Below are 26,596 nucleotides of genomic sequence, written 5' to 3'. Positions count from 1 at the left end.
CTACCCCCAGTAGCTCATCGTCATTAGGCAGCGTTCGGAGCTGTGCTCGACGGGGGTAGCTGCGGTGAAAGAGCCCCCCGGTTCACATGCGCCCCAGAGACACGCATGCCGCGCTTTACCCTTCCCATTTTCCAAAGACACGTCAAGGGCGTTTGCGGGCACCATGTCCAACTACGGGGGCAATGCCGGGAGTCTGAATCTGTGAGTGTGATGTAAAACCCAGACATGCCGACGCAGAAGCGGGCACGGAAAAGGCAACTGCCGCCCCGACGGCGGCAGTTGCCTTGTCGACAAACTTACTTCTCCTGCTGCTTGCGCCAGCGAATTCCGGCCTCGAGGAAACCGTCGATCTCACCGTTGAAAACGGCCTCGGGGTTACCGACCTCGAAGTCGGTGCGCAGGTCCTTGACCATCTGGTACGGGTGCAGCACGTACGAACGCATCTGGTTGCCCCAGGAGTTGCCGCCGTCGCCCTTGAGGGCGTCCATCTTGGCCTGCTCCTCCTGGCGGCGCCGCTCCAGCAGCTTGGCCTGGAGCACGTTCATGGCCGTCGCCTTGTTCTGGATCTGCGAGCGCTCGTTCTGGCAGGAGACGACGATGCCGGTGGGGAGGTGGGTGAGGCGCACCGCGGAGTCGGTGGTGTTGACACCCTGGCCGCCGGGGCCGGACGAGCGGTACACGTCCACGCGCAGTTCGGACTCGTCGATCTCGATGTGGTCGGTCTGCTCGACCACGGGCAGGATCTCCACGCCCGCGAAGGAGGTCTGCCGCCGGCCCTGGTTGTCGAAGGGCGAGATGCGCACCAGGCGGTGCGTGCCCTGCTCGACGGAGAGCGTGCCGTACGCGTACGGCGCCTGGACGGCGAAGGTGGTCGACTTGATGCCGGCCTCCTCCGCGTACGACGTCTCGTAGATCTCGGTCTTGAAGCCGCGCTGCTCGGCCCACCGCAGGTACATGCGCTGGAGCTTCTCGGCGAAGTCGGCGGCGTCGACGCCGCCCGCCTCGGCGCGGATGTTCACCAGGGCCTCACGGGAGTCGTACTCCCCGGACAGGAGCGTGCGGACCTCCATCTCGTCCAGCGCCTTCTTGACGGCGACGAGCTCGGACTCGGCCTCGGCGCGGGTGTCCGGGTCGTCCTCCTCCTCGGCCATCTCGAAGAGCACGGCGAGGTCGTCGATGCGACCGCGCAGCGCTTCCGCCTTGCGCACCTCGGCCTGGAGGTGGGACAGCTTGCTGGTGATCTTCTGCGCCTCATCGGGGTTGTCCCACAGGGACGGCGCGGCCGCCTGCTCCTCGAGCACGGCGATGTCTGCCCTCAGCTTGTCGAGGTCCAGAACGGCCTCGATCGACTCCATGGTCGAGGAGAGGGACTTGAGCTCTTCGGATACATCGACGACTGCCACGCCCTCCAGCGTAACGGCTCCGCCCGGCGGCCATCGCCGGGCGCCCGGGCCGGCCGGCGGGATCGGTAGGGCCTCGGGAGGTCAGGGGGACTGCGGGGCCGAGTTCTTCGTGTCCTGGGGAGGTGCGCTCGCGTCGTCGCCCGAGGTGGACAGCCACGCCCCGACGCCGACCGCCGCCGCCAGGACGACCGCGCCCGCGCCGAGGGCCACGCGGCGGCGCCGGGCGATGGCGCGGTTGCGGGCCGAGCCCGGCCGGGGCGTGCCCGACGCGCGCGGGGCCCGGGCCGTGCCGTGCGCGCCCCCGGCCAGCTCGTCGGGGGCCGGCACGCGCATCGAGGTGTGGGTGTCCCGGTTGGAGTCGGCCGGTTTCGCGCCCGGCACCAGGGGGACCGCGCCCCGCCGCCGGACCCGCTCGGCCGGTGCCGGCCTGGCGGGCTGCTCCTCCCGGTCCGCCTCCTCGGCGGACTCCGTGTCCGGCTCGTCCACCTCCAGCGGCGGCATGCCCGCCAGCATCGGCAGCAGCTCCCGCAGCCGGGCCCCGAGCTCCGAGGCCCGCAGCCGCGAGGCCGGCGCCTTGGCCAGGCACTGCACGAGCAGCTGCCACAGCTCGTCCGGGATGCCGGGCAGCGGGACGACCGTCTCCGTGACGTGCCGGCGCAGGACCGCGCCCGGATGGCCGCCGCCGAACGGGGTGAAGCCGGCCAGCAGCTCGTAGAGGACCGTGGCGAGCGCGTAGATGTCGACGGAGGCGCGGGGCGGCAGGCCCTCGACGATCTCCGGGGCCAGGTAGTCCGGCGTGCCGATGATCTTCGTCGCCTTGGTGCGGCGCGGGGTGTCGATGAGTTTCGCCACGCCGAAGTCGGTCAGCAGCGCGCGGTGGGAGCCGCCGGGGCCCAGGGGGCCCTGCATGTCCAGCAGGACGTTCTCCGGCTTCACGTCCCGGTGGACGACGCCCGCGGCGTGCGCGGCCGCCAGCCCGTCGGCGATGTCCGCCGAGATCGCGACGGCCGCCTCGGGCGCGAGGCGGCGGTCCCGCTCCAGCCGGGTCCTCAGGTCGGTGCCCCGGACGAGGTCCATGACCAGCGCCAGGTCGTTGCCGTCGACGACCAGGTCGCGCACCGACACCACGTGCGGGTGCTCAAGGCCGAGCAGCGCCGTCCGCTCCTGCACGAAGCGCCCGACGAGTTCCTGGTCGGAGGCCAGGTCCTCGCGCAGCAGCTTGATGGCGACGGGGCCCTCGGGACCCTCGCCCAGCCACACCGTGCCGGCGCTGCCCCGCCCCAGGATCTGGTGGGCGGTGTACCGGCTGCCGATCTTCCGTGCCAAGGCTGCTCCTACCGACGCGTGTTGTCGCTAAAACTACGCGTCCGGAGAGCCAACCTTCACCGCCGAGGCAGAAATCACCCGCCAGGTGTCGACAAATCACCAACCCCGCGGGGAGGTTCCGGTCAGTTCGTGCCCGAACCGCTCCCGCCGAGCTCCTCGATCCAGCCGGTCACCGTGCTGAACCAGTCGGTGAGCTGGTCCCAGTAGCCCTTGCCGGTGCCGATCCACTCCTGGAGCGGGCTCAGTTCCCAGATCAGCCAGCCGGCGACGAACAGGATGACGATCGTGAAGAGACAGCCCTTCAGGCAGCCGAGCCCGGGGATCCGCATCGGGTTGGCGCTGCGCTGCCGGGGCTGGCGGGGCTCGCGCTGGGGCCGCTGCGGCTGCTGGGGCTGGGGCGGTGGCGCGGGCGGGGCGTAACGCTGCGGCGGCTGGGGCCGCTGGGGCTGCGGGGCGTACTGCTGGGGCTGCTGCTGCGGATGGCCGTAGCCGGGTCCGGGCGGGGGCGCCTGGCGGCGCGGGGGCTGCTGGGGCCGGGCGACCTGCCGCTGGGGGCGGCGGCGCAGCGGGTCCTCGTTCGGGTCGAGGTACTGGACCTGCGTCTGCTCGTTGCGGTCGCGGGCCGCCCGCAGCTGGTTCTGCCAGGGGTGCGGGTCCTCGGGTCCGCCCTGCTGGCCGGGGTGGCCGGGCGAGCCCGGCGGGACCGGCGGCATGACGGCGGTCGGGTCGGCCGCGCCCCGGTTGGGCAGCACCGCGGTGGGGTCGGCGGCGCCGGCCGGGCCGCCGGTGTGCGGCATGACGCTGGTCGCGGCGTTCGGGTCGTACGAGCCCGCGCCCTGCGGGAGGACCTGGGTGGGGTCGGCGTCGCCCGCGCCGGGCGTGTCCGGCACGGGCGCGGGCGCCGGGTCGGGCACCAGGAGCGCGCCGACGTTCTCGGCGGCGGCGATCTGCGCGGAGTTCGCGTGCACCCCGATGCCCTCGGCGACGACGCGCAGGCCACGGGCGAGGTTCACGGCGCTGGGCCGCTCGTCCGGGTTCTTGCGCAGGCAGCGCTCGATGATCGTCCACAGCGGGTCGGGGACCGTGGAGGGGCGGCGCGGCTCGGCGCTCAGGTGCTGGTGCAGCACCTCCAGGGCGGAGCCGCCGGAGAACGGCGGGCGGCCGGTGACCAGCTCGTACAGCAGGATGCCGGCGCCGTAGATGTCGACGGCGGAGGTCTGCGGGCGGCCCTCGGCGGACTCGGGCGCGACGTACGCGGGCGTGCCGACGAACTCCTGGGTTCGGGTCAGGCCCGGGGAGTCGGCCAGGCGGGCGATGCCGAAGTCGGTCAGCAGCGGGTGCATCTGCCCGTCGTACTGCTGGAGCAGCACGTTCGCCGGCTTGAGGTCGCGGTGGACGACGCCGTCGGCGTGGCTGGCGGCGAGCGCGTCGGCGATCTGGGCGGTGAGCAGGGCCGCGGCGACGGGGCTGAAGGGCCCGTTCTCGCGCAGGTAGCGGTGCAGGTCGGGGCCCTCGACGAGGTCCATGACCAGCGCCAGCAGCTCCCCCTCGACGACCAGGTCGCGGACCCGGACGATGTTCGGGTGGGTCAGCCGGAGCAGGACGGAGCGCTCCCGGAGGAACCGCATGACGATGTCCGGGTCGCTCGCCAGCTCCTCCTTGAGGACCTTGATCGCGACGGTCTCGCCGGGCTGTCCCGGCACGGCCGCCTCGGCGCCCGCGGTCTCGCGCTGGCGGGCTCGCCAGACGGTGCCCGTGGCGCCGCGCCCGAGCGGCTCCTCGAGCAGGTACTTGCTGCCTACCGGCCGCACGTCATGCGCTCCCTGGTGCTTGCCTTGCCTGCTGGCCTGTCCGACCCACTGTAGTGCCGTGCCGCCGGGGACCGGGGTGTCGTCATTCTGTGGGTCTTACGTATGCGTTCTCGCACGCGTTCGAATTTCGCACGCGTTCGAAGGAAAGACGCTCACCTCGGTCTCGTGGTTGCCGAGAGTGAGCGTGACCGATCTCAAGTGATCGCCAGTGGGTCATCTCTCAGGCACTTTTGCGGGCAGAGCCGACCAATCAAGATCACTTGTTCCCGAGCGAGGGGCGCGGTGTCAGTGGCAGGTGCGAGGATGCGTGCAGTACTGGCCGACGTGCTGGGGCGGGGTGGGGGGACTCCGCGCCCGGGCAGAAGGGACCGCTGACGGCGATGCAGATCCGGCTGACCGTCGTAGACCCGCTGGGCCTGGCGGCTCCGGCCCGGGACCGCGCCGCCCGCAGTGACGTACTGGTCACCGCGCCCGCCGGTACGGCCCTCGCGGCGGTGGCCTCCGGGCTCACCCAGGCGGTCCTCGGCGGTGACGGCTCGGGCACCCCGGTGCTGTACGCCGGGGAGCAGCGGCTCGACGCCCAGCGCTGCACGCTCGGCGAGCCCCCGCTGACCGACGGTGCCGTGCTGTCCGTGGGCGCGCCGGGCGAGCCGGAGCCGCATCCCGAGCTGGACGACGCCCCGGCCCAGCTCCAGGTGGTCGCCGGGCCCGACGCCGGCGGCGTCCACATCCTGCACGGCGGCGAGATCCGCATCGGCCGCTCCGCCGACGCCGACGTACCGCTCGACGACCCGGACGTCTCCCGGCTGCACTGCGCGGTGACGGTGAGCGCCGACGGCCGCGTCTCGGTCGCCGACCTCGACTCCACGAACGGCACGACGCTGGACGGCACGCGGGTGGGCGGCCGGGCGGTCCGTTTCGCGCCGGGGGCGCTGCTGCGGATCGGCGAATCGGCCCTGCGGCTGGCTCCCGCCGGGGGGCCGGGGGGCCGGGTGGACACGACGCCGGACGGGGAGGGACACGTGCGCGTGCCGGGTCCTGCGGGCGCCGGCGGTGCGGGGCCCTCCGGGGGTTTCGGGGCTGCCGGAGGTTCCGGGTCTGGCCGGGGGCCCGGGGCTGGGGGTTCCGGGGCTGGCGGGGGTTCCAGGTGTGCCGGGGGTCCCGGGGATTCGGGGTCTGCCGGGGGTTCCGGGGTTGCGGGGTCCGGGGCGGCCGGGCCTGGCAGGGCATCCGGTTCCACCGGCGCGTTCGGGCCTGCGGGGGCGATCGGATCTGACGGGGGCGCCGGTTCTGCAGGGGCTGTCGGTTCTGCAGGGGCTGGAGGGGCGGCGGGGGCTTCCAGGGCTACCGCGCCTGGCTCTTCGGGGTCTTCGGGGACTGCCGTGCCTGCTGGCCCTGCGGGGTCTGCGGGGGCTTCTGGGCCTGGCAGACCTTCCGGGGCTTACGGGAGGGCTGGGACTGCAGGGGGTTTCGGTTCCGGTGCTTCCGGTGCCGCCAGGGCATGCGGTGCCTCCGCTGCCGCCGGGGCATCCGCTCCCTCAGACGGTCCTACCGGGGCTGCCGCGGCTTCCGACCCTGCAAGGTCTTCTGGGACTCCCGGGCCTTCCGGGACCACCGGGGCCGCCAGGTCTGCCGGGGCCTCCGGTCCTGCCGGGTCCACCCATCACGCTTACGGCTCGGCGGCCCGGGGCACGCCGGGCGCCGACGGTCACGGCTCCGAGGACTCGGCGGTGGTGCCGGGGCAGGGTGGGGCGCCTCGGGTCGAGAGCAGGGGTGCGGGAGCGGCCGCGGAGGCTTCGCGGCCGGCTGCCGAGGGTGGGCCGGGGACCCCACAGGGCGGGTTCCGGGCCGCTGCCGGTGACCACGGGCAAGGCATCGCGCGGGGCCACGGAGACTCGGCGCCCCCCGCATCCCGGGAAGAGGCGCGTACGGCGTCGTCGGAAGGCGTGGTCCGGGCTCCCCGGCAGCGTGGCAGCGCCGAGGGCACGTCGGCGGTGGGCTCCCCCGACGGCGTCACCAGCACTCCCAGGCAGCACGGCGCGGCGCAGTACGGGCCCGGTGCCGGGGACACGCACGCCGGCCGCTCCGGGGCCGGGGCGCTGGGCGGGGCGTTCGACGACGGGCGTGCGGGCGGTTCCGGCCAGGGCGCCGGAACGGCGGACGGTACGGGCCCTCATGCCCGGGCAGGGGCCGAGCCGACCCCGGGTCCGACGGCTCCGACGGGCGCCGGTCCGGCCAGGGGCGATCGCCCCGGCCGCGACACGAGCGGCACAGGCCCAAGCCCTCACGCCCCGGCCGGAGGCCAAGGCGGACACCCCGACGCCACCAGCGGCACGGGCGTAGCCCCACACGCCCCGGCCGGAGGCCAAGCAGTTCCCCGGCCGACGCCCCACACCACTGCCGGCCCGGCCGGGCGCGGCCGCCCCGGGGACGACAGCGGCTCCGGCGCCCCGGACGAGCGGTCCGGGCGTGGGCGCAAGGGCACCCCTCTCCGGGGGACCGATGTTCCGCCGGGGACGCGCAAGCGGGGCGGGCTCGGGGCGTGGGCGCGGCGGCTGGCCGGAGGGCGTGGTGAGCAGGAGGCTCCCGCGCGCGAGACGTACGAGGACGAGCCCGTCGAGGTGGCGGCGGAGCACTCCGCGGTCGTCGGGCCGGCCGTGCCGGAGACCTGGCCGGATCCGGCCACGCTGCTGCTGACGGCGCTGGGGCCGGGCCCCCGGCTGTGGGAGCGCGGGCCGGGCCACCCCGAGGCGCTCGCGGTGCGCCTTGGCACCGCCGACCGGGCCGCGCCGGACGGCTCCGGCCTGCTGCCCGCGGTGCCGGTGACCGCCGGGCTGCGCGAGGTGGGCGCACTGGGAATGGCCGGGCCGAGGGCGCGGCTCGCCGGGCTGGCCCGTGCCGTGCTGGCGCAGCTCGCCGCGCTGCACTCCCCCGACACACTGGAGATCGTCCTGATCGCCGCGGACCGCTCCCGCCCTCTGGCGGAGCGCACCGCCGAGTGGTCCTGGCTGGGCTGGCTGCCGCATGTCCGCCCGGGGCACGGGCAGGACTGCCGCCTGCTGCTCGCCTACGACCGGGAACAGGCCGCCGCCCGCACGGACGAGCTCATCCGCCGTTTGGAGGACCAGGTGGCGGACGCGGAAGGCAGCGCCGCAGGGGCCGGCGGGCTGCTGGGCAACGTGCGGTTCTCCAGAGCCCAGGGGACCGACGGCCAGGGCGGTGACAGCCAGGGGATCAGCACCGCCGGTCCCCTGGCCCGCCGCCCCTCCTGGGCCCGGGACGACATACCCGCTCCCGCCCCCGGCCAGGCGACCGGCTTCCCCGGCCCGTACACCGTCCTCGTCGTGGACGGCGACCCCGGCGGCGCCGACCTGCGTGCGGCCGTGGCGCGGCTGGCGATGGAAGGCCCCCGGGCCGGGATCCATGTCGTGTGCCTGGCCGAGACCGCCGCCGCCTCGCCCGCCTCACCGGTGACGGAGACATACGAGGCGGCCTGCTCCGTGGCGCCGACGTTCGGGCAGTGCGGTGCCGTCGCGCTGCTCAGCGGGGACGTGGCGACGGCTCTGCGGCTGATGCGCGTGGCCCGGGTCGGGGGCGAGGACTCCCCGGCCGGACCCGTCGGGCACGGCACCATCGCCACGGTCGACGCCGTCTCCCCCGCGTGGGCCGAGCGGTTCGCGCGGGCGCTGGCGCCGCTGCGTACGGACGGCTCGGCGAGCGACGGGCAGCCGCGGGTCTCCGCGCCGCTGCCCCAGGCGGCACGGCTGCTGGACGAGCTGGGCCTGGCCCGGGCCACCCCGGCGTCGCTGATGGCGCGCTGGGCGGACGCGGCCGACGACACCGAGGCGCTGGGCGGGCGGGTGCGCGCGGTGCTGGGCGCGGGGCCGCGCGGCCCGGTCTGCGCGGACCTCGCGGCACAGGGACCGCATCTGCTTGTCGAGGGCCCGCCGGGCAGCGGCCGTACGGAGCTGCTGCGGGCGGTCGTCGCGTCCCTGGCCGCCGCCGAGCGGCCGGACCGGCTGGGCATCGTGCTGGTCGACGGCCGGGGCGGCCCCGGCGCGGGCGGCGGTGCCGGTGAGGGACTGCGCGTGTGTACGGACGTCCCGCATGTCACCACGTACCTCACGGCCCACGATCCGGTCCTGATGCGCGAGTTCGCGCAGTCCCTGAGTGCCGAGCTGAAGCGGCGCGCCGAGCTGCTGGGCCGGTCCGACTTCGCCGAGTGGCACACCGGGCGCGAGCTGTCGGGCCGTATGGTCGCCCAGCGCACGGCGACGGCCCGGGGCGGCGCCCCCACCGAGGCAGGTGCCGCGGATCTCGACTCCCCGCCCAGTTCGACGATGCGGTTGCGGCCCGGAGCGGCCCGGCGGCAGACGCAGGCGGCCCCGCCGCCCCTGCCCCGGCTCGTCGTGGTCGTGGACGACCTGGACGCGCTGGTCTCCCCGGCCCTCGGCTCGACCGGACGGCCCGCGGCCGGGTCGGTGATGCGCGCGCTGGAGGCCGTGGCCCGGGAGGGCGACCGGCTGGGCGTCCACCTGGTGGCGGCGACCGGCCCGTGCCCCCGTACGGCGGAGACGGAACCGGCGCGCCGGGCCACCCTCCGCGTCACGCTCGACGCTCCCGCGCCGGGGCCTGACGAGCCCGCTCCGGGCCGTGGCCGTCTCGCCTGCGAGGACGGGCGGGTCACGCCGTTCCAGGGCGGGCGGGTCACCGGCCGTATCCCCCGGACGGCGACGCTGCGACCCACGGTCGTACCCCTGGAATGGCACCGCATGGGTGACCCTCCGGCCCGGCGTCCGGTGCGGGAGCTCGGAAACGGCCCCACCGACCTGGCACTGTTGGCCAGCGCGCTGGAAAGGGCGGCGCGGGAGGTCGCGGCGGCGCAGGTGCCGTCGCTGCTGTAGCACTCGTCCATGGCACTGGCTGGATGCCGACCCCCTCCGTTGATCAGGGACGAGTCCCTGGTCACGAGGGGGTCACGATCCCCCGCTTGACAGCCGACGCCATCTTGCCGCCCCCGCACACCCGGGCGTAGACCAGATCGCACGGGAGCGCGCTCGACGTTCGACGAGGGAACGAAGAACGGGGCAGTCATGCGCATGACGAGCAGCACCATCCTGAAACGCCGGTCGCCGGAACGGGACAAGGCGACCCCCCAGCACCGCAGAGCCGCCAAGGCCGCGGCAGCCGTCGCCGCGGGAGCGCTCGCGCTCTCGCTCACCGCCTGCGGAGGCGACGACAAGGACAGCAGTGGAAGCCCGGGCAACACCGAGGAGGCCGCCGCCAGCAACGTCACTCTTCCGAAGCTGAACGGGACGAGCCTGGAGATCGCCGCTGTATGGACAGGCGCTGAACAGGCCAACTTCAAGAAGGTCCTGGCGGAGTTCGAGAAGCGCACGGGCGCCAAGGTCACGTTCGTGCCCGCCCAGGACCCGATCATCAACTTCATCGGCTCGAAGGTGGCCGGCGGGCAGCCGCCGGACATCGCGATGCTGCCGCAGCCGGGCGCCATCAAACAGGCCGTCGACCGGGGCTGGGCCAAGCCCATCGGCGCGGAGGCGCAGAAGGAGCTCGGCGAGAACTACTCGCAGGGCTGGCAGGACATCGGCAAGGTGGGCGGCAAGCAGTACGGCGTCTACTACAAGGCCGCCAACAAGTCCCTGATCTGGTACAACAACCAGGTCTTCGAGAACGCCGGGGCGAGTGAGCCCGAGACCTGGCCGGATCTGCTGAAGACCGCGCAGACGGTCTACGACTCCGGCGTCACCCCGTTCTCCGTCGGCGGCGCCGAGGGCTGGACGCTGACCGACTGGTTCGAGAACGTCTACCTCTCCCAGGCCGGCCCGGAGAAGTACGACCAGCTGGCCAAGCACGAGATCAAGTGGACGGACCCGTCCGTGAAGGACGCGCTGACCACGCTCGCGCAGGTCTGGGGCAAGCCCGACTACATCGCGAAGGGGGCGTTGCAGACCGACTTCCCGGCCTCCGTCACGCAGGTCTTCACCGGCGGGGACCAGCCCAAGGCCGCCATGGTCGCGGCGGGCGACTTCGCGCAGGTCAACATCCCGACGAGCATGAAGATCGGTACGGACGCGAAGGTGTTCCCGTTCCCGGCGGTCGGTGACAACGGGCCGGTGGTCTCGGGCGGCGACGCGGCCGTGATCCTTCAGGATTCCAAGGGGTCGCAGGCCCTGGCCACCTGGCTCGCCTCGCCGGACGCGGCGCAGATCCAGGCCAAGCTGGGCGGCTACCTCTCGCCGAACAAGAACGTGCCGAACTCCGCGTACCCGAACGCGGTGCAGCAGAGGATCGCCAAGGCGCTCATCGACGCCGGTGACGACTTCCGCTTCGACATGTCCGACCAGGCCCCGCAGGCCTTCGGCGGGACGCCCGGCAAGGGCGAGTGGAAGATCCTCCAGGACTTCCTGAAGAACCCGAAGGACGTCGCGGGGGCACAGCAGAAGCTGGAGGCCGAAGCGGCCGCGGCCTACGGAGGCTGACGGCATGACGTCGGCCACGGCGGCAGGGGGCGTCAAGCCCCCTGCCGTGGGCAAGTCGCGCAAGAGTGTGACCGGCACCCGCAGGATGGTCGCGGCGCTGTTCCTGCTGCCCGCGCTCGTCCTGCTCGGCGCGCTCGTGGTGTACCCGATCGGGTACTCGGTGGTCCGCAGCTTCTACGACCAGTCCGGCGACGGCTTCGCCGGGATCGACAACTACGAGGCCCTCTTCACCGACGAGGGCATCCGCACCGCGCTGAAGAACAACGTCATCTGGGTGGTGTTCGCGCCGACGGTCGCGACGGCGCTCGGCCTGATCTTCGCGGTGCTGACCGAACGGGTGCGCTGGGGCACGGCCTTCAAGCTGGTCGTCTTCATGCCGATGGCGATCTCCATGCTGGCGGCGGGCATCATCTTCCGCCTGGTGTACGACCAGGACCCGGACAAGGGCGTGGCGAACGCGGTGTGGGTGGGCGTGCACGACACGTTCACGCAGGCGTCGGCGTTCCCGAAGGCCCACCCGGGCCGCCAGTCGCCGCTGGAGCCGGCGGGCGGCGGTGCGTTCATCACCAAGTCGCCCGTCCGCGCGGGCGAGACCGTCTCGCTGCCCCTGGTGGGTGTCGCGCCGGACCTGATGCCGGACGGCGCGAAGCCGGCGGCGGCGCCGAAGCCCGAGCCGGACAAGGTCACCGGCACGACCTGGCAGGACTTCACGCGGGGCAAGGGCGTCGGCAAGCTGAACACCGTCGACCCGTCCGAACTGGGCTATGCCGGCATGAGGATCGAAGCCGTCAAGGACGGCAAGGTCGTGGCCTCCACCACGGCCGGCGACGACGGCACCTTCACCCTGCCGGCCTCGGCCGACGGGGCCCGACTCCGACTTCCGGACAGCAACTTCAAGGAGCCGTACAACGGCCTGGACTGGCTCGGCCCGTCCCTGGTCACCCCGTCCATCATCGGCGCGTACATCTGGATGTGGGCGGGCTTCGCGATGGTGCTGATCGCGGCCGGGCTCGCGGGCGTGCCGCGCGAACTGCTGGAGGCCGCCAGGGTCGACGGCGCGAGTGAGTGGCAGGTGTTCCGGCGGGTCACGGTGCCGCTGCTGGCGCCGGTCCTCGCGGTCGTCACCGTCACCCTGATGATCAACGTGCTGAAGATCTTCGACCTGGTCTTCATCATCGCACCCGGCTCCGCCCAGGACGACGCGAACGTCCTCGCCCTGGAGCTGTACCGCAAGGGCTTCTCCGAGGACCAGCCGGGCATCGCCAGCGCCATCTCGGTGTTCCTGCTGCTGCTCGTGATCCCGGTGATGTGGTTCAACGTGCGTCGGCTGAGGCGGGAGGTGCGGCGATGAAGAGGAAGCAGTCGCTGGGGTCCCGGCTGGCCGAGGGGGTCAGCGGTGGGCTGGTGCGGGTGTTCCTCATCGTCGTCGGCCTGTTCTGGCTGGTGCCGACGATCGGTCTGCTGCTGGCGAGTCTGCGTTCGCCTGAGGACATCGCGGCGAGCGGCTGGTGGAAGGTGTTCACCGAGCCGTCGCAGATGACCTTCGACAGCTACTCGAAGCTGCTGGAGAACGAGGACATCACCAGCAGCCTGGTCAACACGGTGTGGATCACCGTCCCGGCGACGCTGCTGGTCGTGATCATCGGCTCGCTGGCGGGCTACGCCTTCGCCTGGATGGAGTTCCCGGGCCGGGACTGGTGGTTCCTGGGCGTGGTCGGCCTGTTGGTCGTGCCCGTGCAGGTCGCGCTGATCCCGATCGCCGATCTCTTCGGCAACATCGGCATCTTCGGCTCGGTGATCGGCGTGGTGCTCTTCCACGTCGGCTTCGGTCTGCCCTTCGCGGTGTTCCTGCTGCGGAACTTCTTCGCGGAGATCCCGAGGGAGCTGCTGGAGGCGGCGCGCCTGGACGGGGCGGGCGAACTGCGCCTGTTCTTCCGTGTCGTGATGCCGCTCGGCGCCCCGGCGATCGCCTCGCTCGGCATCTTCCAGTTCCTGTGGGTGTGGAACGACATGCTGGTCGCGCTGATCTTCTCGGACTCCGGGAGCCAGCCGATCACGGTCGCACTCCAGACGCAGGTACGGCAGTTCGGCAACAACATCGACGTGCTGGCACCCGGCGCGTTCATCTCGATGGTGGTCCCGCTCGCCGTCTTCTTCGCGTTCCAGCGGCAGTTCGTGTCCGGCGTGATGGCAGGAGCCGTCAAGTAGCGTTCAGAGCAAGGAAGTTGGAGGGGCGGGCCGAGCGCGGTCCGCCCCTTGTACGTTCCCCCGGATGCCGTAGCCGCCGTAACCAACTCGCCCCACCGGCCGTTCCCGGGCCGAACGCCCGCGCCGACCGATGGATGGCCTCTTGCCCAGGTTCAGTGTCATTGTCCCCGCGTACCAGGTTCAGGCGTACCTGCACGAGTGCCTCGAATCGGTGCTCTCCCAGTCCTGTCCCGATCTCGAACTGATCGTCGTCGACGACTGCTCGCCGGACGCGTGCGGCGCGATCATCGACGAGTTCGCCGCCCGCGACGCGCGCGTCCAACCCGTCCATCTGCCTCAGAACGTCGGCCTGGGCCGCGCGAGAAACGCCGGCGTGTCCCACGCGAGCGGCGACTACCTGCTGTTCCTCGACAGCGACGACACCCTCACGCCCGACGCGCTGCGGTCGATCGCGGACCGGCTGAAGGAGACCGGTGATCCGGACGTCCTGGTCTTCGACTACGCGCGCACCTACTGGACGGGCGAGGCGGTCCGCAACCAGGCGGCCCTCCAGCTCACCGAGCAGGGCCCGGCCCCGTTCCGCCTGGAGGACCGGCCGGGCCTGCTGCGGCTGCTGATGGTCGCCTGGAACAAGGCCTACCGGCGGGAGTTCGTCGAGGAGCAGGGGTTCGCCTTCCCGCCGGGGTACTACGAGGACACGCCGTGGACGTACCCGGTGCTGATGACCGCGGAGTCGATCGCGACCCTCGACCGCGTCTGCGTGCACTACCGGCAGCGGCGGCAGGGCAGCATCCTGCGCACCACCAGCGAGCGGCACTTCGACGTCTTCGAGCAGTACGACCGGGTGTTCGCGTATCTGGAGGAGCGGCCCGAACTGGCCCGGTGGCGGCCGGTGTTGTTCCGCCGCATGGTCCATCACCTGGCGATCGTGTACTCGCGTCGGGACCGGCTGCCCCCCGGCACGCACGCGGACTTCATGCGCCGGGCCCGCGCCCACTACCGCCGCTACCGCACCCCCGGCGTCCCCGTCCCCCTGCGCTGCCGGATCCACCACACCCTGATCCGCTTCGGCCTGCACCGCACCTACCGCACGCTCCAGCTGGCCTCGGCCCTGCACCGACGCGTCGCGCGGACCACCGGGAAGCTGCTGCGCGGAGCCCGGTCCGCCGCGCTCGGGCTCCACTACCGCGTGCAGCGCTGTCTCCCGCTGCGCGCCGACCGGGCCGTCTTCACCGCCTACGACGGCCGCGGCCACAGCTGCAACCCGGGCGCGCTGGAGTCCGCGTTCCGCGACCTCGCGCCGCACATCCGCACGACGTGGATCGCCCGGCCCGAGCACCACCACACCATCCCGCCCGGCACGCGCCGCGTCGTCCCCGGCACGGCCGCCTACTGGACGGCCCTGGCCCGCTCCGCCTACCTCGTCAGCAACACCGACTTCGACCACCGCCTGGTCAAGCGCCGGGGCCAGACCCTCATCCAGACCGGGCAGGGCACCCCGCTGGGGCACATCGGCCTCGACCTGCAGGAGCGCCCGGCGGCGGCCCGGGGCAGGGACTTCGCCCGGCTGCTCAAGGGCGTCGACCAGTGGGACTACGTGCTGTCCGCCAACCGCCACACCACCCTCACCCACGAGCGCGTCCACCCCGGGCGCTACACCACCCTGGAGTACGGCTGTCCCCGCAACGACGTGTTCCGCACGGCGACCGAAGCGGACGTGGCCCGGCTGCGCGCCTCCCTCGGCATCCCGGAGGGCACGGTGGCGATCCTCTACGCTCCGACCCGCCGCGACTACCGCCGCTCCCAGCGCCACGCCCTCGACCTCCAGCGGATCGTGCGCCGCCTGGGCCCGCGCTTCATGGTGCTGGCCCGCGCCCACCACGCCTACGACGCCCCGCTGGCCGACACCTGCGGCCGGGTCGTCGACGTCAGCGACCACCCGAGCGTCCAGTCGCTCTGCCTGGCCTCGGACGCCCTCGTGACGGACTACTCGTCGCTGATGTTCGACTACGCCAACCTTGACCGGCCGATCGTGATCCACGCCGACGACTGGGAGGCGTACGACGCGGCCCGCGGCACCTACTTCGACCTGCGCTCCTTCCCGCCGGGCGCGGTCGCGCGCGGCGAGGACGAGCTGATCGACATCTTCGCCACCGGCCACTGGCGCGGCTCCCGGTCGGCCCAGCTGCGCTCGGCGTTCCGGGAGCGGTTCTGTACATACGACGACGGCCTGGCCGCCGAGCGGGTGGTGCGCCGGGTCGTCCTCGGGGAGTCGGACCTGCCGCCGGTGGTGCCGCTCGACGAGCGCCGGCCGGTGCGGTCGGCGGCGGCCTCGCTGGTGCGCGAGCCGCTCGCCACGGTGCCGCTGCCGGCCGGTCCGTCCGTCGTCACCGACCTCCTCTGAGCCCGGTTCTCACGCGTGGGAGTCCCCATGCCCTCCAGCCCGTCACGGCCGACGCCGAGCCGGCCGCCGACCTGGCGCCCGTCCGGCCGGCCTGGACGCCCTCGCGCCACCTGACGCGGTCCCCGCTTGCGAAGACCCTCGCCCCTCGTCCCTCGACCCTCGACAGAGAGAGCAGAATGCCCCGCTTCAGCATCGTCGTCCCGTCCCATGGGGTCGCGGGCCGGCTGTCCCAGGCGCTGGACTCGGTCCTCGGCCAGTCGTTCGGCGACTTCGAGCTGATCCCGGTGTGCGACGCGCCCGACTCACCCGCGGCGGACGTCGTCGCCGGGCACGCCGAGCGGGACTCCCGGGTGAGGCCGGTGCACTCGCCGCCGTCGGCCGGTCTGGCCGGGGCGCGCAACACCGGGCTGCGGTCGGCCGTCGGCGGCCATGTGCTGTTCCTCGACGGCGACGACATCCTGGTCCCGGGAGCGCTGGCGGCGCTGGACGCCCGGCTGAGCGCCGTGGGTGACGTCGACGTCCTGTACTTCGAGCACGAGCGCACCCCCTGGTGGGAAGGCGAGCCGGCCAACCCGGCCGCGCCCCTGCTGGCCGGGACACCGGACGGGGCCTTCTCCCCCGGCCGGGCCCCGCGGCTGACGGGCGTGACGCTGCCGACGTGGAGCGCCGCCTACCGCCGGGCCTTCCTCACCGAGCAGAACCTCACCTTCCCCGGGGACCACTTCACCGACACCGGGTTCGGCGGTCTGGTCGCCCTGCGGGCGGAGCGGATGGCGGCCCTGCGCACGGTCGTCGTCCGGCATCTGCTGCGCCGGCAGGGCAACCTCCTCAACCTGCCCGGAGGGCACCACGCCGAGCTGCTCGACCAGACCGAACTGGTGCTGACGCGGGCCGCGCAGCAGGGGCTGCCCGCGGACCGGCTGGGGCCGCTGTTCGAGCAGCTCTTCGCCGCCGTGCTGAAGACGGCCGCCCATCCCCGGCGGCTGCCGGCCGGGCGGCGCGCCTTCTTCCGCCGGGCGAGCGCGCTCTACCGGCGGTACCGCCCCGCGGGCTACCAGCCGCCCGGCGGCAGCCTCGGCGTCCAGCACCGGCTGCTGGCGGCCGGCTCGTACGCCGCGTTCCGCACCCTGCGCGCCGCCAACCGGAGGGCCGCGGGAGCCGCCGCGCTGCTCCCGCGCCCGAAGGGGCTGCGCACCCGCCTGCGGTACGCGGCGGCCCTGCGGCTCCCCCTCGACGAGAACCTCGTCGTGTACTGCGCGTACTGGGGCCGCGGCTACGCCTGCAACCCGGCCGCGATCCACGCCAAGGCCCGCGAACTCGCCCCGCACCTGCGTGCGGTGTTCCTGGTGGAGCCGGAGGCGGTGGGCGCCATGCCGCCGGACGTGGAGTACGCGGTGATCGGCAGCCGGAAGTACTGGCAGGTGCTGGCCCGCGCCAAGTACCTCGTCAACAACGCCAACTTCGCGGACGCCGTCGTCAAACGCCCCGGCAGCGTGCACCTGCAGACCCAGCACGGCACACCGCTGAAGAAGATGGGCGCCGACCAGGCGACGTACCCCGTGGTGGCCGCGGCGACCGGCAGCTTCACCAAGCTGCTGGCCCGGGTCGACCGCTGGGACTACAACCTCACCTCCAACCGGCACTCCACCGAGATGTGGGAGAAGGCGTTCCCCGGCGCGCACGAGACCCTCGAGTACGGCTATCCGCGCAACGACGTCTACTGCACGGCCTCCGCCGAGGACGTCGCCCGCGTCCGCAAGGAGCTGGGCGTCCCGGACGGCAAGAAGGCCCTGCTCTACGCGCCCACGCACCGCGACTACGCCATGGGCTTCGCGTCGGGCCTGGACCTGGCGGAGTTCTGCGAGGCGATCGGCGACGACTACGTGGTGCTGCTGCGCGCCCACTACTTCTACGACCAGGGGGCGAGCCGGGGCGGTGGCCGGATCATCGACGTCACCGGGCACCGCTCCTCGGAGGACGTGTGCCTGGCCGCCGACGCCCTGATCACCGACTACTCGTCGATCATGTTCGACTACGCCAACCTGGACCGGCCGATCGTCGTGTACGCCGACGACTGGGAGGTCTACCGGGAGGTCCGGGGCGTCTACTTCGACCTGATGCGGGTCCCGCCCGGCCGGGTCGCCCGCACGCCCGAGGAACTGGCGGCCCTCTTCCGCGACGGCGGCTGGGCGGACGAGTCCGCCACGGCCCTGCGCGCCGCCTTCCGTGAGCGCTTCTGCCAGTTCGACGACGGACGGGCCGCCGAGCGCGTCGTACGCCGGGTGCTGCTGGGTCAGCCGCCCGAGTCGATCCCGCCCGTGATCCCACTCGCGGAGCGCGTCCCGGCCCCCGCCGCCACCCTCGTGAGGAGCTGACCGAAGAAGTGCCCCGCTTCAGCATCATCGTCCCCGTCTACAAGGTGCAGGGCTTCCTGCGCGAGTGTCTCGACTCGGTGCTCGGCCAGTCGTACGGCGACTTCGAGGTGATCGCCGTGGACGACCGCTCGCCCGACGGCAGCGGTGCGATCCTCGACGAGTACGGGGCCCGCGACGCCCGGGTGCGGGTGCTGCACCTGCCCGAGAACGTCGGCCTCGGCCGGGCCCGCAACGCCGGTCTGGAGCAGGCGGCCGGCGACTACGTCCTGTTCCTCGACAGCGACGACCACTACACGCCGGGCCTGCTGGCGGCCGTCGCCGCGCGCCTCGAAGCGACCGCCGAGCCGGACATCCTGGTCTTCGACCACGTGCGCACCCACTGGTGGGGCCGGGGCGGGCGCAGCGAGGCGGCGGACCTGCTGGCCGCGGCGGGCCTGGACACCTTCTCGATCCGGGAGAGCCCGCAGTACCTGAACCTCTTCCTGGTCGCCTGGAACAAGGCGTACCGCCGGTCCTTCTTCCAGGAGCACGGCCTGCGCTACGCGCCGGGGCTGTACGAGGACGCGCCGGTCACCTACCGGTCGATGGTGCTGGCGGACCGTATCGCCTGCCTGGACCGGATCGGGGTGGAGTACCGGCAACGCCGGCAGGGCGCGATCACCAAGACGCCGGGGCGTCGGCACTTCGACATCTTCCCGCAGTACGAGGGCCTGTTCGCGTTCCTGGAGCAGCGCCCCGACCTGGACTGGGCACGGCCGCTGCTGCTGGAGCGGGCCCTGGACCACATGCTGTTCGTGCTGGCCCGGGAGTACAGGGTGCGGCCCGCGGACCGGGGCGACTTCTACCGCGAGATCCGCTCCTTCCACCGCCGTCACCTCCCCGAGGGCGGATTCCCTGAGCCGGAGGGCTGGCGCGGGGTCGAGATGCGGCTGCTGGCGTCGGCGCCCTACGCGTCGTACGCGGCGGTGCGGGGACTGCGGGACGTGCGCGCCACCGTCCTGGGCGGGCAGCGGGCGGTGGCGCGGAAGGCGTCGGAGACCGCCGTGCGCACCTGGTACCGGGCCCAGTCGAAGCGGCCCCTCGATCCGCATCTCGCCGTCTACTCGGCGACCCACCACCGGGGCGTGTCCGGCGACCCGGCCGCGATCCACGCCAAGGCCCGCGAACTCGCCCCGCACATCCGGGGCGTGTGGGTGGTCCGGGAGGACGCGGTGGACGCGCTGCCCCCCGGCATCGACCACGTCACGCCGGGCTCGCGGCGCTACCACGAGGTCATGGCGCGGGCCACGTACTGGGTGAACAACGTCAACTGGCCCGGCACCCTGGCCAAGCGGCCCGGCAGCGTCCACATCCACACCCATCAGGGCACCCCGCTCAAGTACATGGGCGCCGACCTGCTGACCAAGCCGGGCGCCCGGCACGGCTTCGACGTGCCGCAGATGCTGCGCCGCGCCGACCGCTGGGACTACAGCCTGGTCGCCGGGCGGCACGCGGAGCGGGCCTGGGAGCGGGCCTACCCGTGCCACTTCACCTCGCTGCGGACCGGCAGCCCGCGCAACGACGTGCTGGTCGGCGCCGGCCCGGAGCGCGGCCGGGCCGTCCGCGAGCGGCTCGGCGTCCCCGCCGGCCACACGGTCGTGCTGTACGCGCCGACCCGCCGCGACTACCGGCGGGGCGGTCACGTCGACCGGTTCGACCTGGCCCGGTTCGCCGCGGACCTCGGCCCCGGCCACACACTCGTCGTCCGCCTGCACCCCTCGCTGGCCGGGGGTGTGGCGCGCGGCCTGGGCCTGGCCGACCTGCACCGGCGGGGCGTGGTGGTGGACGCGACCGACGAGCCGCACGTCGAGGACGTGCTGCTCGCCGCCGACGCGCTGGTCACCGACTACTCCGCCCTGATGTTCGACTACGTCCTCCTGGACCGGCCGGTCGTGATCCACGCGGACGACTGGGGGGCGTTCACGGCGAGCCGGGGCGCCTACTTCGACATCACGGCCGACGCACCGGGGCACGTGTCGCGCTCCTACCGGGAACTGGCCTGGCTCTTTGCCTCGGGCACCTGGCAGGACGCGGAGTCGGCGCGGCTGCGGGCGGGCTTCCGGGACCGGTACTGCGAGTTCGAGGACGGGCAGGCCGCCGAGCGGGTCGTACGCCTGCTGATGCTGGGCGAACGGGGCGGTGCGCTGCTGCCCGCGGCCCGCCGCACACCGGGGCTGCCTGCCCGGTCAGGGGCGCTGATCGAGCGATGAGAACCCCCGCCGGCCCCGAGGCCGTTCCCTCCCTGCCCGGCCAGCGGGCCTCCTCGGCACGGCCCCCGACCGTCGTCGAGCGGCTGCGGCCGGTGCACTGGTGGCACGCGGCCCTCGTCGCCGTCCCGACCGCGGCCCTGTTCGTACTGGGCTACCGGCGGCGCTGGATCTGCGACGACGGGCTGATCTACCTGCGTCCGGTCCGGCAGATCCTGGCCGGCAACGGGCCCGTGTTCAACGTCGGGGAACGGGCGGAGAGTTCGACCGGCACCCTGTGGCAGTGGCTGCTCGCGCTCGGCACCTGGATCTCCGGCGAGGACCCGGCGTTCCTCGCGGTCGGGCTGGGGCTGCTGCTGAGCACGGCCGGATTCGCGCTCGCCCTGATCGCCACGTGCCGGCTGCACCGGGGCGCGGGGCCGCTGCTCCCGGCCGGTGTGTTCGTGCTGCTGGCCGTGCCGCCGTTCTGGTCGTACATGACCTCGGGCCTGGAGAGCGGCCTCGGCACCTTCTGGACCGGCCTGTCGTGGTGGCTGCTGACGGGCACCCGGCGCGGTCGGCGGGCCCGGGTGACCTGCGCCGCCGCCTTCGTGTTCGGGCTGGGGCCGCTGGTCCGGCCCGATCTGGCGGTGGTCACGGTGTGCTTCCTGGCGGCGCAGTGGTGGGTGCTGCGCCCGTCCCGGCGGGACACCGCGGCGATGGCGGCCTCGGCGGTGGCGCTGCCGCTGGCGTACGAGGTCTTCCGAGCGGGGTACTACGGGGTCCTGGTGCCGCTGCCCGCCATCGCCAAGGAGGCGAGCGCCAGCGACTGGGGCCGGGGCGCCGGCTATGTGCAGGAGACGCTGGGGCCCTACTGGCTGTGGCCCGTGGTGCCCGTGCTCGCCGCGCTGGCCGTGCTCCTCGTGCGGCGCACCCGGCTGGAACGGCGGGACCGCGCCCTGGGGCGGGCCTCGCTCGCGGTGCTGCTGGCGCCGCTCGCGGCGGGTGCGCTGCTGGCCGGGTACGTCGTCCGCGTCGGCGGCGACTACATGCACGCCCGCATGATCCTGCCCGCCCTCCTGCTGCTGCTCCTGCCGGTCCTGGTCGTGCCCGCGACCAGGTTCACGGGGGTCGCGAGCGCGCTGCTGCTGGTGTGGCTGTGCGCTGCGGTCAGCCCGCTGCGGGAGCCGTTCGACGTGCGCAGCACGCCCGGCTCCTTCAATGTGCGCAGCTCCGACGTGGAGGGCCTCGGCGACCACAACCCGGTGCGCACCGCCACCTGGGTGGACAACTGGCCGTCCCTGCCGGAAGGGCGCGGCATGCTGGCCCGGGCCGCGCGGGCGCCCCGGCCGACGCTGCTGTACTTCGACGCCGGGCGCCGGCTGCACGCCACGCCCATGCGGGAGGACTCCCCGTACCACGTGGTGATCGTGGGACGCCATCTCGGTGTCACGGGAGCCGCGGCGCCGCTCGACGCCTATGTCAACGACGCCTGGGGACTGGCCAGTCCCGTCGGCGCGCATCTCGCGCTGGAGCGGTGGAGCTGGCCCGGGCACGAGAAGTTCCTGCGCAACTACTGGGTCTTCGCGGAGTGGGCCGTGCGGCACCCGCCGCAGCGCGACCTGCTGCGGGCCGGGGCCCCGCGGGAGGCGGTCGAGGCGGCCCGGGCGGCGCTGGGCTGCGGTGAGCTGGCCGAGCTGAGGGAGTCGGTGCGCGCGCCGCTGACCGCCGAGCGGTTCTGGCGGAACCTCACGGGGGCCGTCGAACGGACCCAGTTCCGGTTCGCGCGCTGGCCGGTCGCGGCCGAGCGGGCGCTGTGCGACTGACGGCGGCGGGCGGGTGTATCGGCAGACGGCGGCAAGCGGGTGCATCGGCAGGTGGGTGTAGCCGTCTCACCCGATGAAGTGACCCGGGGTCAGGCCTGCGGCAGCGGCGGGAACATTCGGCGCATGCCCCAGACCCTCGCCCTTCCGACAGTCCTGTGAGCGCCGGAGTCCTCGTCCGGCGGACCGTGCGTGGCGCGACGGCGCTGCGCGGCGGCCGCGTGGGGCGGCCGACGCCGTACCAGTTCTTCGGCGCCCTGTTCTGGCTGGTGATGACGCTGGCGTACTGGCGGGTCCCGCTGTGCTGCGACGCCGGACAGCACGCGGCGGTCGTCGAGCGCCTCAAGGCCGACCTGCTGCATCCGGCCCACACCATGGCCGATCTGCCGGGCGAGGGCAGCCCGTACTACGGGCCGTACGCCGTAGCCCAGGGCGTCCTGGCACGGTTGACGGGGCTGACCGGCTGGGCGGTGGTGAAGCTCGCCGGGCCGGTGCATCTGCTGGTGCTGCTGACGGGGATCGGCCGTTTCGTCCGGGCCCTCACGGCGCGCCCGTGGGCGCCGGTCCTGGCGCTGCTGTTCATGACGCTGCTGTGGGGCACGGCGCGGATCCTGTGGAGCGGCTACCTCGGGCTGATGTCGATGACGACGAACCTGGGCTATCCGTCCGCCGTCGCGATCGGGCTGACGTTCTGGGCGTGGGCCTGGACCTGCGGGCGCGCGCGGGAGGACGCCCCGGCCGTGCGGTTCGTCGGCCCGAGCGGGCTCGGCGGCTGGTGGGGGTACGCCGGGATCGGCGCCCTGTACGGGCTGATCCTGCTCACCCATCCCGTCACGGCGGCCTCGGCGCTCGTCGGGGCGGTGGCGGTCGTGGCGTCGCGGCAGCGGGGGTGGCGCCGGCCGGTCGTGGCGCGCTGGGCGCTCGCCGGTGGGTCCTGCGCGGCACTCGCCGTGTCGTGGCCGTACTACGACGTCCTGTCGCTGGTGGGCGACACCGGCATGGACGCGATGCACCGGCGGCTGTACGAGGGGATGCTCGCCAACTCCTGGCTGGCGCTGCTCGGCGCGCCCGCGCTCTGGCTGCGGGCCCGCCGGTCGGTACGGGACCCGCTGGTGCTCATGTGCCTGCTGCAGGGTCTGCTGGTGGCATACGGCTGGGTGAGCGGGCACTACACGTACGCCCGGGCCCTGTGGGCCGTTCTGCTGCCGCTGCAGTTCGCGCTGGCGGTGGAGCTGGCGGCGCCCCGGCCCTGGCGGCGGGCCCGGAGGGTGCTGGGCGGGGCGGCGGCGGCCGGGGTGTGCGTCGGGTTCGTCACCGTGCACGCCGGGGCGGTCGTGCCGCGCTCGGTCGACCCGGTGGGGTTCGCGCAGCCGACGCGCTGGCCGTCGTACGACTGGGCGGCGCGGCACATCGGGCCGGGCGAGGTGGTGATCACCGACGGGTATCTGGCCGGCCACTCCATCGCCGGGTACGGGCCGAACCTCGCCGCGCCCATCTGGCCCGACCCCGCCCTCGACGAACGCGAGCGGAAGCGCCGGGCGGCCGACGTCCGCGCCTATCTGGCCCCCGACTCGACCCGCGCCGAGCGGGCCGCCGTCGTCCGCCGCTATCACGTGCGCTGGCTGCTGCTGACGCGCTGGCACCCGGTGCCCGAGGAGGCTGTGGTGGTGGCGTGGAGCAGACGGACAGGGGAGGTGCTGGCGCGGGTCGGGGGGTGACCGCCTATTCGATGACGAGGTCGACCTCGATGTTGCCGCGGGTTGCGTTGGAGTACGGGCAGACCTGGTGGGCCTGCTCGACCAGCTTGCGGCCGGTCGTCTCGTCCACGCTGTCGGGGAGCTCCACGCGGAGGGTGACGGCGAGCCCGAAGCCCTCGCCCTGCTTGCCTATGGAGACCTCGGCGGTGACGGCGGCGTCGCTGACGTCGACCTTGGCCTGGCGGCCGACGAGGCCGAGGGCGCTGCCGAAGCAGGCGGCGTACCCGGCGGCGAAGAGCTGCTCGGGGTTGGTGCCCTGGCCGTTGCCGCCCATCGCCTGGGGTACGCCCAGCGCGAGGTCCAGCACGCCGTCGGAGCTGACGGCGCGGCCGTCGCGGCCGTGGGTGGCGGTGGCGACAGCGGTGTAGAGCGCGTCCATGGAAATCATTCCCTCTCACACGTCAACGTTCGGCGGCCCGCTTCCGGGCCGCCTGACGCCCAGAATTAGAGCACACAATTAAGTTGTGGGCAATTGAATGGTGGGCGCGAGCTATCCTGGAAGCATGAACACGCCGGACGACGACTGGCTCCGCCTGGACCAGCAGATCTGCTTCTCGCTGCACGCGGCATCCCGCGCCTTCAACGGCGTCTACCGCGGGATCCTCAAGGACCTCGGGCTCACGTACCCGCAGTACCTGGTGATGCTGGTGCTGTGGGAGCACGGGGAGCTGCCCGTGAAGAAGCTCGGGGAGCATCTGCGCCTGGACTCCGGCACGCTGTCGCCGCTGCTGAAGCGGCTGGAGGCGGCGGGGCTCGTACGCCGGGAGCGCAGTGCGCGCGACGAGCGGTCGGTGGAGGTGCGGCTGACCGAGGAGGGCACGGCGATGCGGCGGCGAGCGCTTCAGGTACCGCGCCGGATCGCCGCCTCGACGGGCTTCGGCCCGGAGGAGATCCGCGCCCTGCGCGCCCGCGTCGACGAACTCACCACGGCACTGGACGCGGCCGCGCTCGCGGAGGCGGCGGGCGGTTCGCCGGGAGACGGGCGGTCGTAGCGGAGGCGGGGGGTCTCGGTGAACGCGCCGGGCGGCTCATCGGCGGCCGGTACGTCGGGCATCAAGGGGCGCGGGGAACTGCGCGATCAACCACCGACGGCCGGCGCTCGACACGAAACCCCGAGCTGTCACGGCGCATGGCGAACGGCTCACCGGCGGTCGCCACCCCGGTGGACGGCTCATCACTGGCTGGTGCGTCCGCCGGGGTCCTCCGTACGTGGAGGCGCAGCACCACCCCGCCCCCGGCGTGTTCCTCCCGGACCGTGAACTCCTCCGCCAGGACGGCCCGTTTCACGCGCTCGACCGGGTCGCGCGGAGACCAGCGCGGATCCAGTGCGTACGCCTCCGCGACGGTCCAGACGCGGTCCACCGAGGCGAGCCGGTGCCGCAGCTCCGCGGGGGTCGCCTCACGGCCCCACAGGGTCCCGGAGCGCGGGGCCGACTCCCGCAGCGCGATGTCCCGCACCTGCCGGAACCCCTTCGGGTAGGCCAGCGCGGCGAGCCTCCCGACCGACGGCACGAACAGCACCGGGTCGCCGGGGCGCAGCTGGCTCAGGGCGAGCGCGGAGACGACGGCGAGGTTGTCGGGGCGGTGCGCGGCGGACCGGTGCTGGCGGTGGACGGGGAGCTGGTGGATGAAGGTGGCGGTGAGGGCGAGGACGCCGGTGATGCCCAGCACAACCCGCACCTGCCGGCCGCCGACCCGTACCCGGCGCCCGTCGAACCGCAGCCGCCCCAGCGCTGCGGCCACCCGCCCGGCTCCGGCGGCCACCAGCAGGGACGCTCCCGCCAGGGAGTAGAGCACGTACCGGTCGTGGAAGAGCGGCCGCGCCTGCGACACGGTCATGAGGATCACCGGTGGCGCCAGCAGCAGGGGGAGCGCCACCGCCGCCAGTCGCCGGGTCCGGAGCCCGACGGCCATGAGCGGCAGCGACGCCCGGAAGGCCACCCCGGCCGGGCCGGGACAGAAGTTCCGCAGCAGCCTCTCGGCCCTGTCCCACCCGGGCGTCACCAGCCACGCCACCTGCTGGGACTGCCCCTGCGACACCCACGCCAGCGGCAGCAGGAGCAGGCCCACCACCCCGGCCGCGCGCCCCCACGCCGTCCACACCGCCCTCGGCACCCGCAGCAGCGCCAGCGTCATCGCGTGCGCGCACAGCACCAGCACCGCCAGCTCGTGCAGCAGACAGGTCAGGGCGACGACGGTCCCGTACGGCCACCAGGCCCGGGCGGTGGCCGCCTCCACCGCCCTGAGCAGCAGCAGCGTCGCCCCCGCCACGCCCGCCGCGACGAGCGCGTACGACCGTCCCTCCTGGGCGTAGTGGCCGGTCATCGGCGTGATCGCGTAGAGGAGACCGGCCCCCAGGCCCACCCGCGGCCCGGCCAGCCGGACGCCGAGGGCCGCGACCAGGCCGGCGGTCGCCGTCGCCGCGCACACCGACGGCAGCCGCAGGACGACCTCGCCCGGGTGGACGGCGAGGACGGCGTGCATGAACAGGTAGTACAGGCCGTGCACCGCGTCCACGTCGTGCAGCAGCCGCCAGATCTGCGGCACCGTGCGCTGCGCGACCTGGAAGGTGACGCTCTCGTCGCCCCACATGCCACCGCGGTCCAGGCCCCACAGCCCGATCGCGAGCATCACCGCCATGGGAACCGCCACGGGCACCACGCCCGTGCCCAGCCGGCCGCTCCCCCCGGACTGTCCGCTCATCACGGGCCGATTCTGTGCCGTTACGCTGGCTTTGATGACATTTGATGGTGTGTTACCACTT

Annotated in this window: 15 protein-coding genes; 10 read left to right on the top strand and 5 right to left on the bottom strand. The window is 73.6% G+C overall.

Features of this window, described 5'->3' with window-relative positions:
* Positions 1 to 296 precede the first annotated feature (296 nt).
* From prfB to ACIBL4_RS09855, 3 genes are all read right to left on the bottom strand, one after another.
* Positions 297 to 1,403, bottom strand: coding sequence for a peptide chain release factor 2 (gene prfB / locus ACIBL4_RS09865; protein ID WP_399408230.1), 1,107 nt, complete (start codon positions 1,401 to 1,403; stop codon positions 297 to 299).
* Between the two features lie 81 nt (positions 1,404 to 1,484).
* Positions 1,485 to 2,729 (bottom strand): serine/threonine-protein kinase, encoded by a 1,245-nt coding sequence (locus tag ACIBL4_RS09860; RefSeq protein WP_356926940.1) that lies wholly within the window; start codon positions 2,727 to 2,729, stop codon positions 1,485 to 1,487.
* A 122-nt stretch (positions 2,730 to 2,851) separates the two neighbouring features.
* Positions 2,852 to 4,540 (bottom strand): serine/threonine-protein kinase, encoded by a 1,689-nt coding sequence (locus ACIBL4_RS09855; RefSeq protein WP_399408228.1) that lies wholly within the window; start codon positions 4,538 to 4,540, stop codon positions 2,852 to 2,854.
* Between the two features lie 380 nt (positions 4,541 to 4,920).
* Between ACIBL4_RS09855 and ACIBL4_RS09850 the strand changes: the two genes are divergently transcribed.
* From ACIBL4_RS09850 to ACIBL4_RS09810, 9 genes are all read left to right on the top strand, one after another.
* Complete coding sequence (locus ACIBL4_RS09850) at positions 4,921 to 9,444, top strand: FHA domain-containing protein (protein WP_399408226.1); 4,524 nt, start codon at positions 4,921 to 4,923, stop codon at positions 9,442 to 9,444.
* 189 nt (positions 9,445 to 9,633) lie between these two features.
* On the top strand, positions 9,634 to 11,040 hold the full coding sequence (locus tag ACIBL4_RS09845) for an ABC transporter substrate-binding protein (protein ID WP_399408224.1): 1,407 nt from the start codon (positions 9,634 to 9,636) through the stop codon (positions 11,038 to 11,040).
* A 4-nt stretch (positions 11,041 to 11,044) separates the two neighbouring features.
* The gene (locus tag ACIBL4_RS09840; RefSeq protein ID WP_399408222.1) at positions 11,045 to 12,391 is read left to right on the top strand and encodes a carbohydrate ABC transporter permease; all 1,347 of its coding nucleotides are present in this window, start codon (positions 11,045 to 11,047) and stop codon (positions 12,389 to 12,391) included.
* On the top strand, positions 12,388 to 13,248 hold the full coding sequence (locus ACIBL4_RS09835) for a carbohydrate ABC transporter permease (protein ID WP_399408220.1): 861 nt from the start codon (positions 12,388 to 12,390) through the stop codon (positions 13,246 to 13,248). The genes ACIBL4_RS09840 and ACIBL4_RS09835 overlap by 4 nt, the downstream gene beginning before the upstream one ends.
* Before the next feature lie 142 nt (positions 13,249 to 13,390).
* A complete protein-coding gene (locus ACIBL4_RS09830; RefSeq protein ID WP_399408218.1) occupies positions 13,391 to 15,652 on the top strand; it encodes a CDP-glycerol glycerophosphotransferase family protein in 2,262 nt (753 codons plus the stop codon).
* Between the two features lie 176 nt (positions 15,653 to 15,828).
* Positions 15,829 to 18,027 (top strand): CDP-glycerol glycerophosphotransferase family protein, encoded by a 2,199-nt coding sequence (locus ACIBL4_RS09825; RefSeq protein WP_399408216.1) that lies wholly within the window; start codon positions 15,829 to 15,831, stop codon positions 18,025 to 18,027.
* A gap of 8 nt (positions 18,028 to 18,035) precedes the next feature.
* Positions 18,036 to 20,276 (top strand): CDP-glycerol glycerophosphotransferase family protein, encoded by a 2,241-nt coding sequence (locus ACIBL4_RS09820; RefSeq protein ID WP_399408214.1) that lies wholly within the window; start codon positions 18,036 to 18,038, stop codon positions 20,274 to 20,276.
* Positions 20,273 to 22,078 carry a hypothetical protein gene (locus tag ACIBL4_RS09815; protein ID WP_399408212.1) on the top strand — a complete coding sequence of 602 codons (1,806 nt, stop codon included), beginning with the start codon at positions 20,273 to 20,275 and terminating at the stop codon, positions 22,076 to 22,078. The genes ACIBL4_RS09820 and ACIBL4_RS09815 overlap by 4 nt, the downstream gene beginning before the upstream one ends.
* A gap of 155 nt (positions 22,079 to 22,233) precedes the next feature.
* Positions 22,234 to 23,793 carry a hypothetical protein gene (locus tag ACIBL4_RS09810; protein WP_399408210.1) on the top strand — a complete coding sequence of 520 codons (1,560 nt, stop codon included), beginning with the start codon at positions 22,234 to 22,236 and terminating at the stop codon, positions 23,791 to 23,793.
* Positions 23,794 to 23,797: 4 nt separating this feature from the next.
* Here the strand turns inward: ACIBL4_RS09810 and ACIBL4_RS09805 are convergent, their stop codons facing one another.
* Positions 23,798 to 24,211, bottom strand: coding sequence for an organic hydroperoxide resistance protein (locus ACIBL4_RS09805; protein ID WP_399408208.1), 414 nt, complete (start codon positions 24,209 to 24,211; stop codon positions 23,798 to 23,800).
* Positions 24,212 to 24,335: 124 nt separating this feature from the next.
* Between ACIBL4_RS09805 and ACIBL4_RS09800 the strand changes: the two genes are divergently transcribed.
* A complete protein-coding gene (locus tag ACIBL4_RS09800; RefSeq protein ID WP_399408206.1) occupies positions 24,336 to 24,824 on the top strand; it encodes a MarR family winged helix-turn-helix transcriptional regulator in 489 nt (162 codons plus the stop codon).
* Between the two features lie 61 nt (positions 24,825 to 24,885).
* Here the strand turns inward: ACIBL4_RS09800 and ACIBL4_RS09795 are convergent, their stop codons facing one another.
* Entirely contained in the window at positions 24,886 to 26,472 is a 1,587-nt protein-coding gene (locus tag ACIBL4_RS09795; RefSeq protein ID WP_399409303.1) for a glycosyltransferase family 39 protein, read from the bottom strand.
* Positions 26,473 to 26,596 lie beyond the last annotated feature (124 nt).

It is taken from the genome of Streptomyces sp. NPDC050416 (assembly GCF_044458845.1).
Lineage (GTDB): Bacteria > Actinomycetota > Actinomycetes > Streptomycetales > Streptomycetaceae > Streptomyces.
This window is presented reverse-complemented; position numbering and strand designations above follow the sequence as displayed.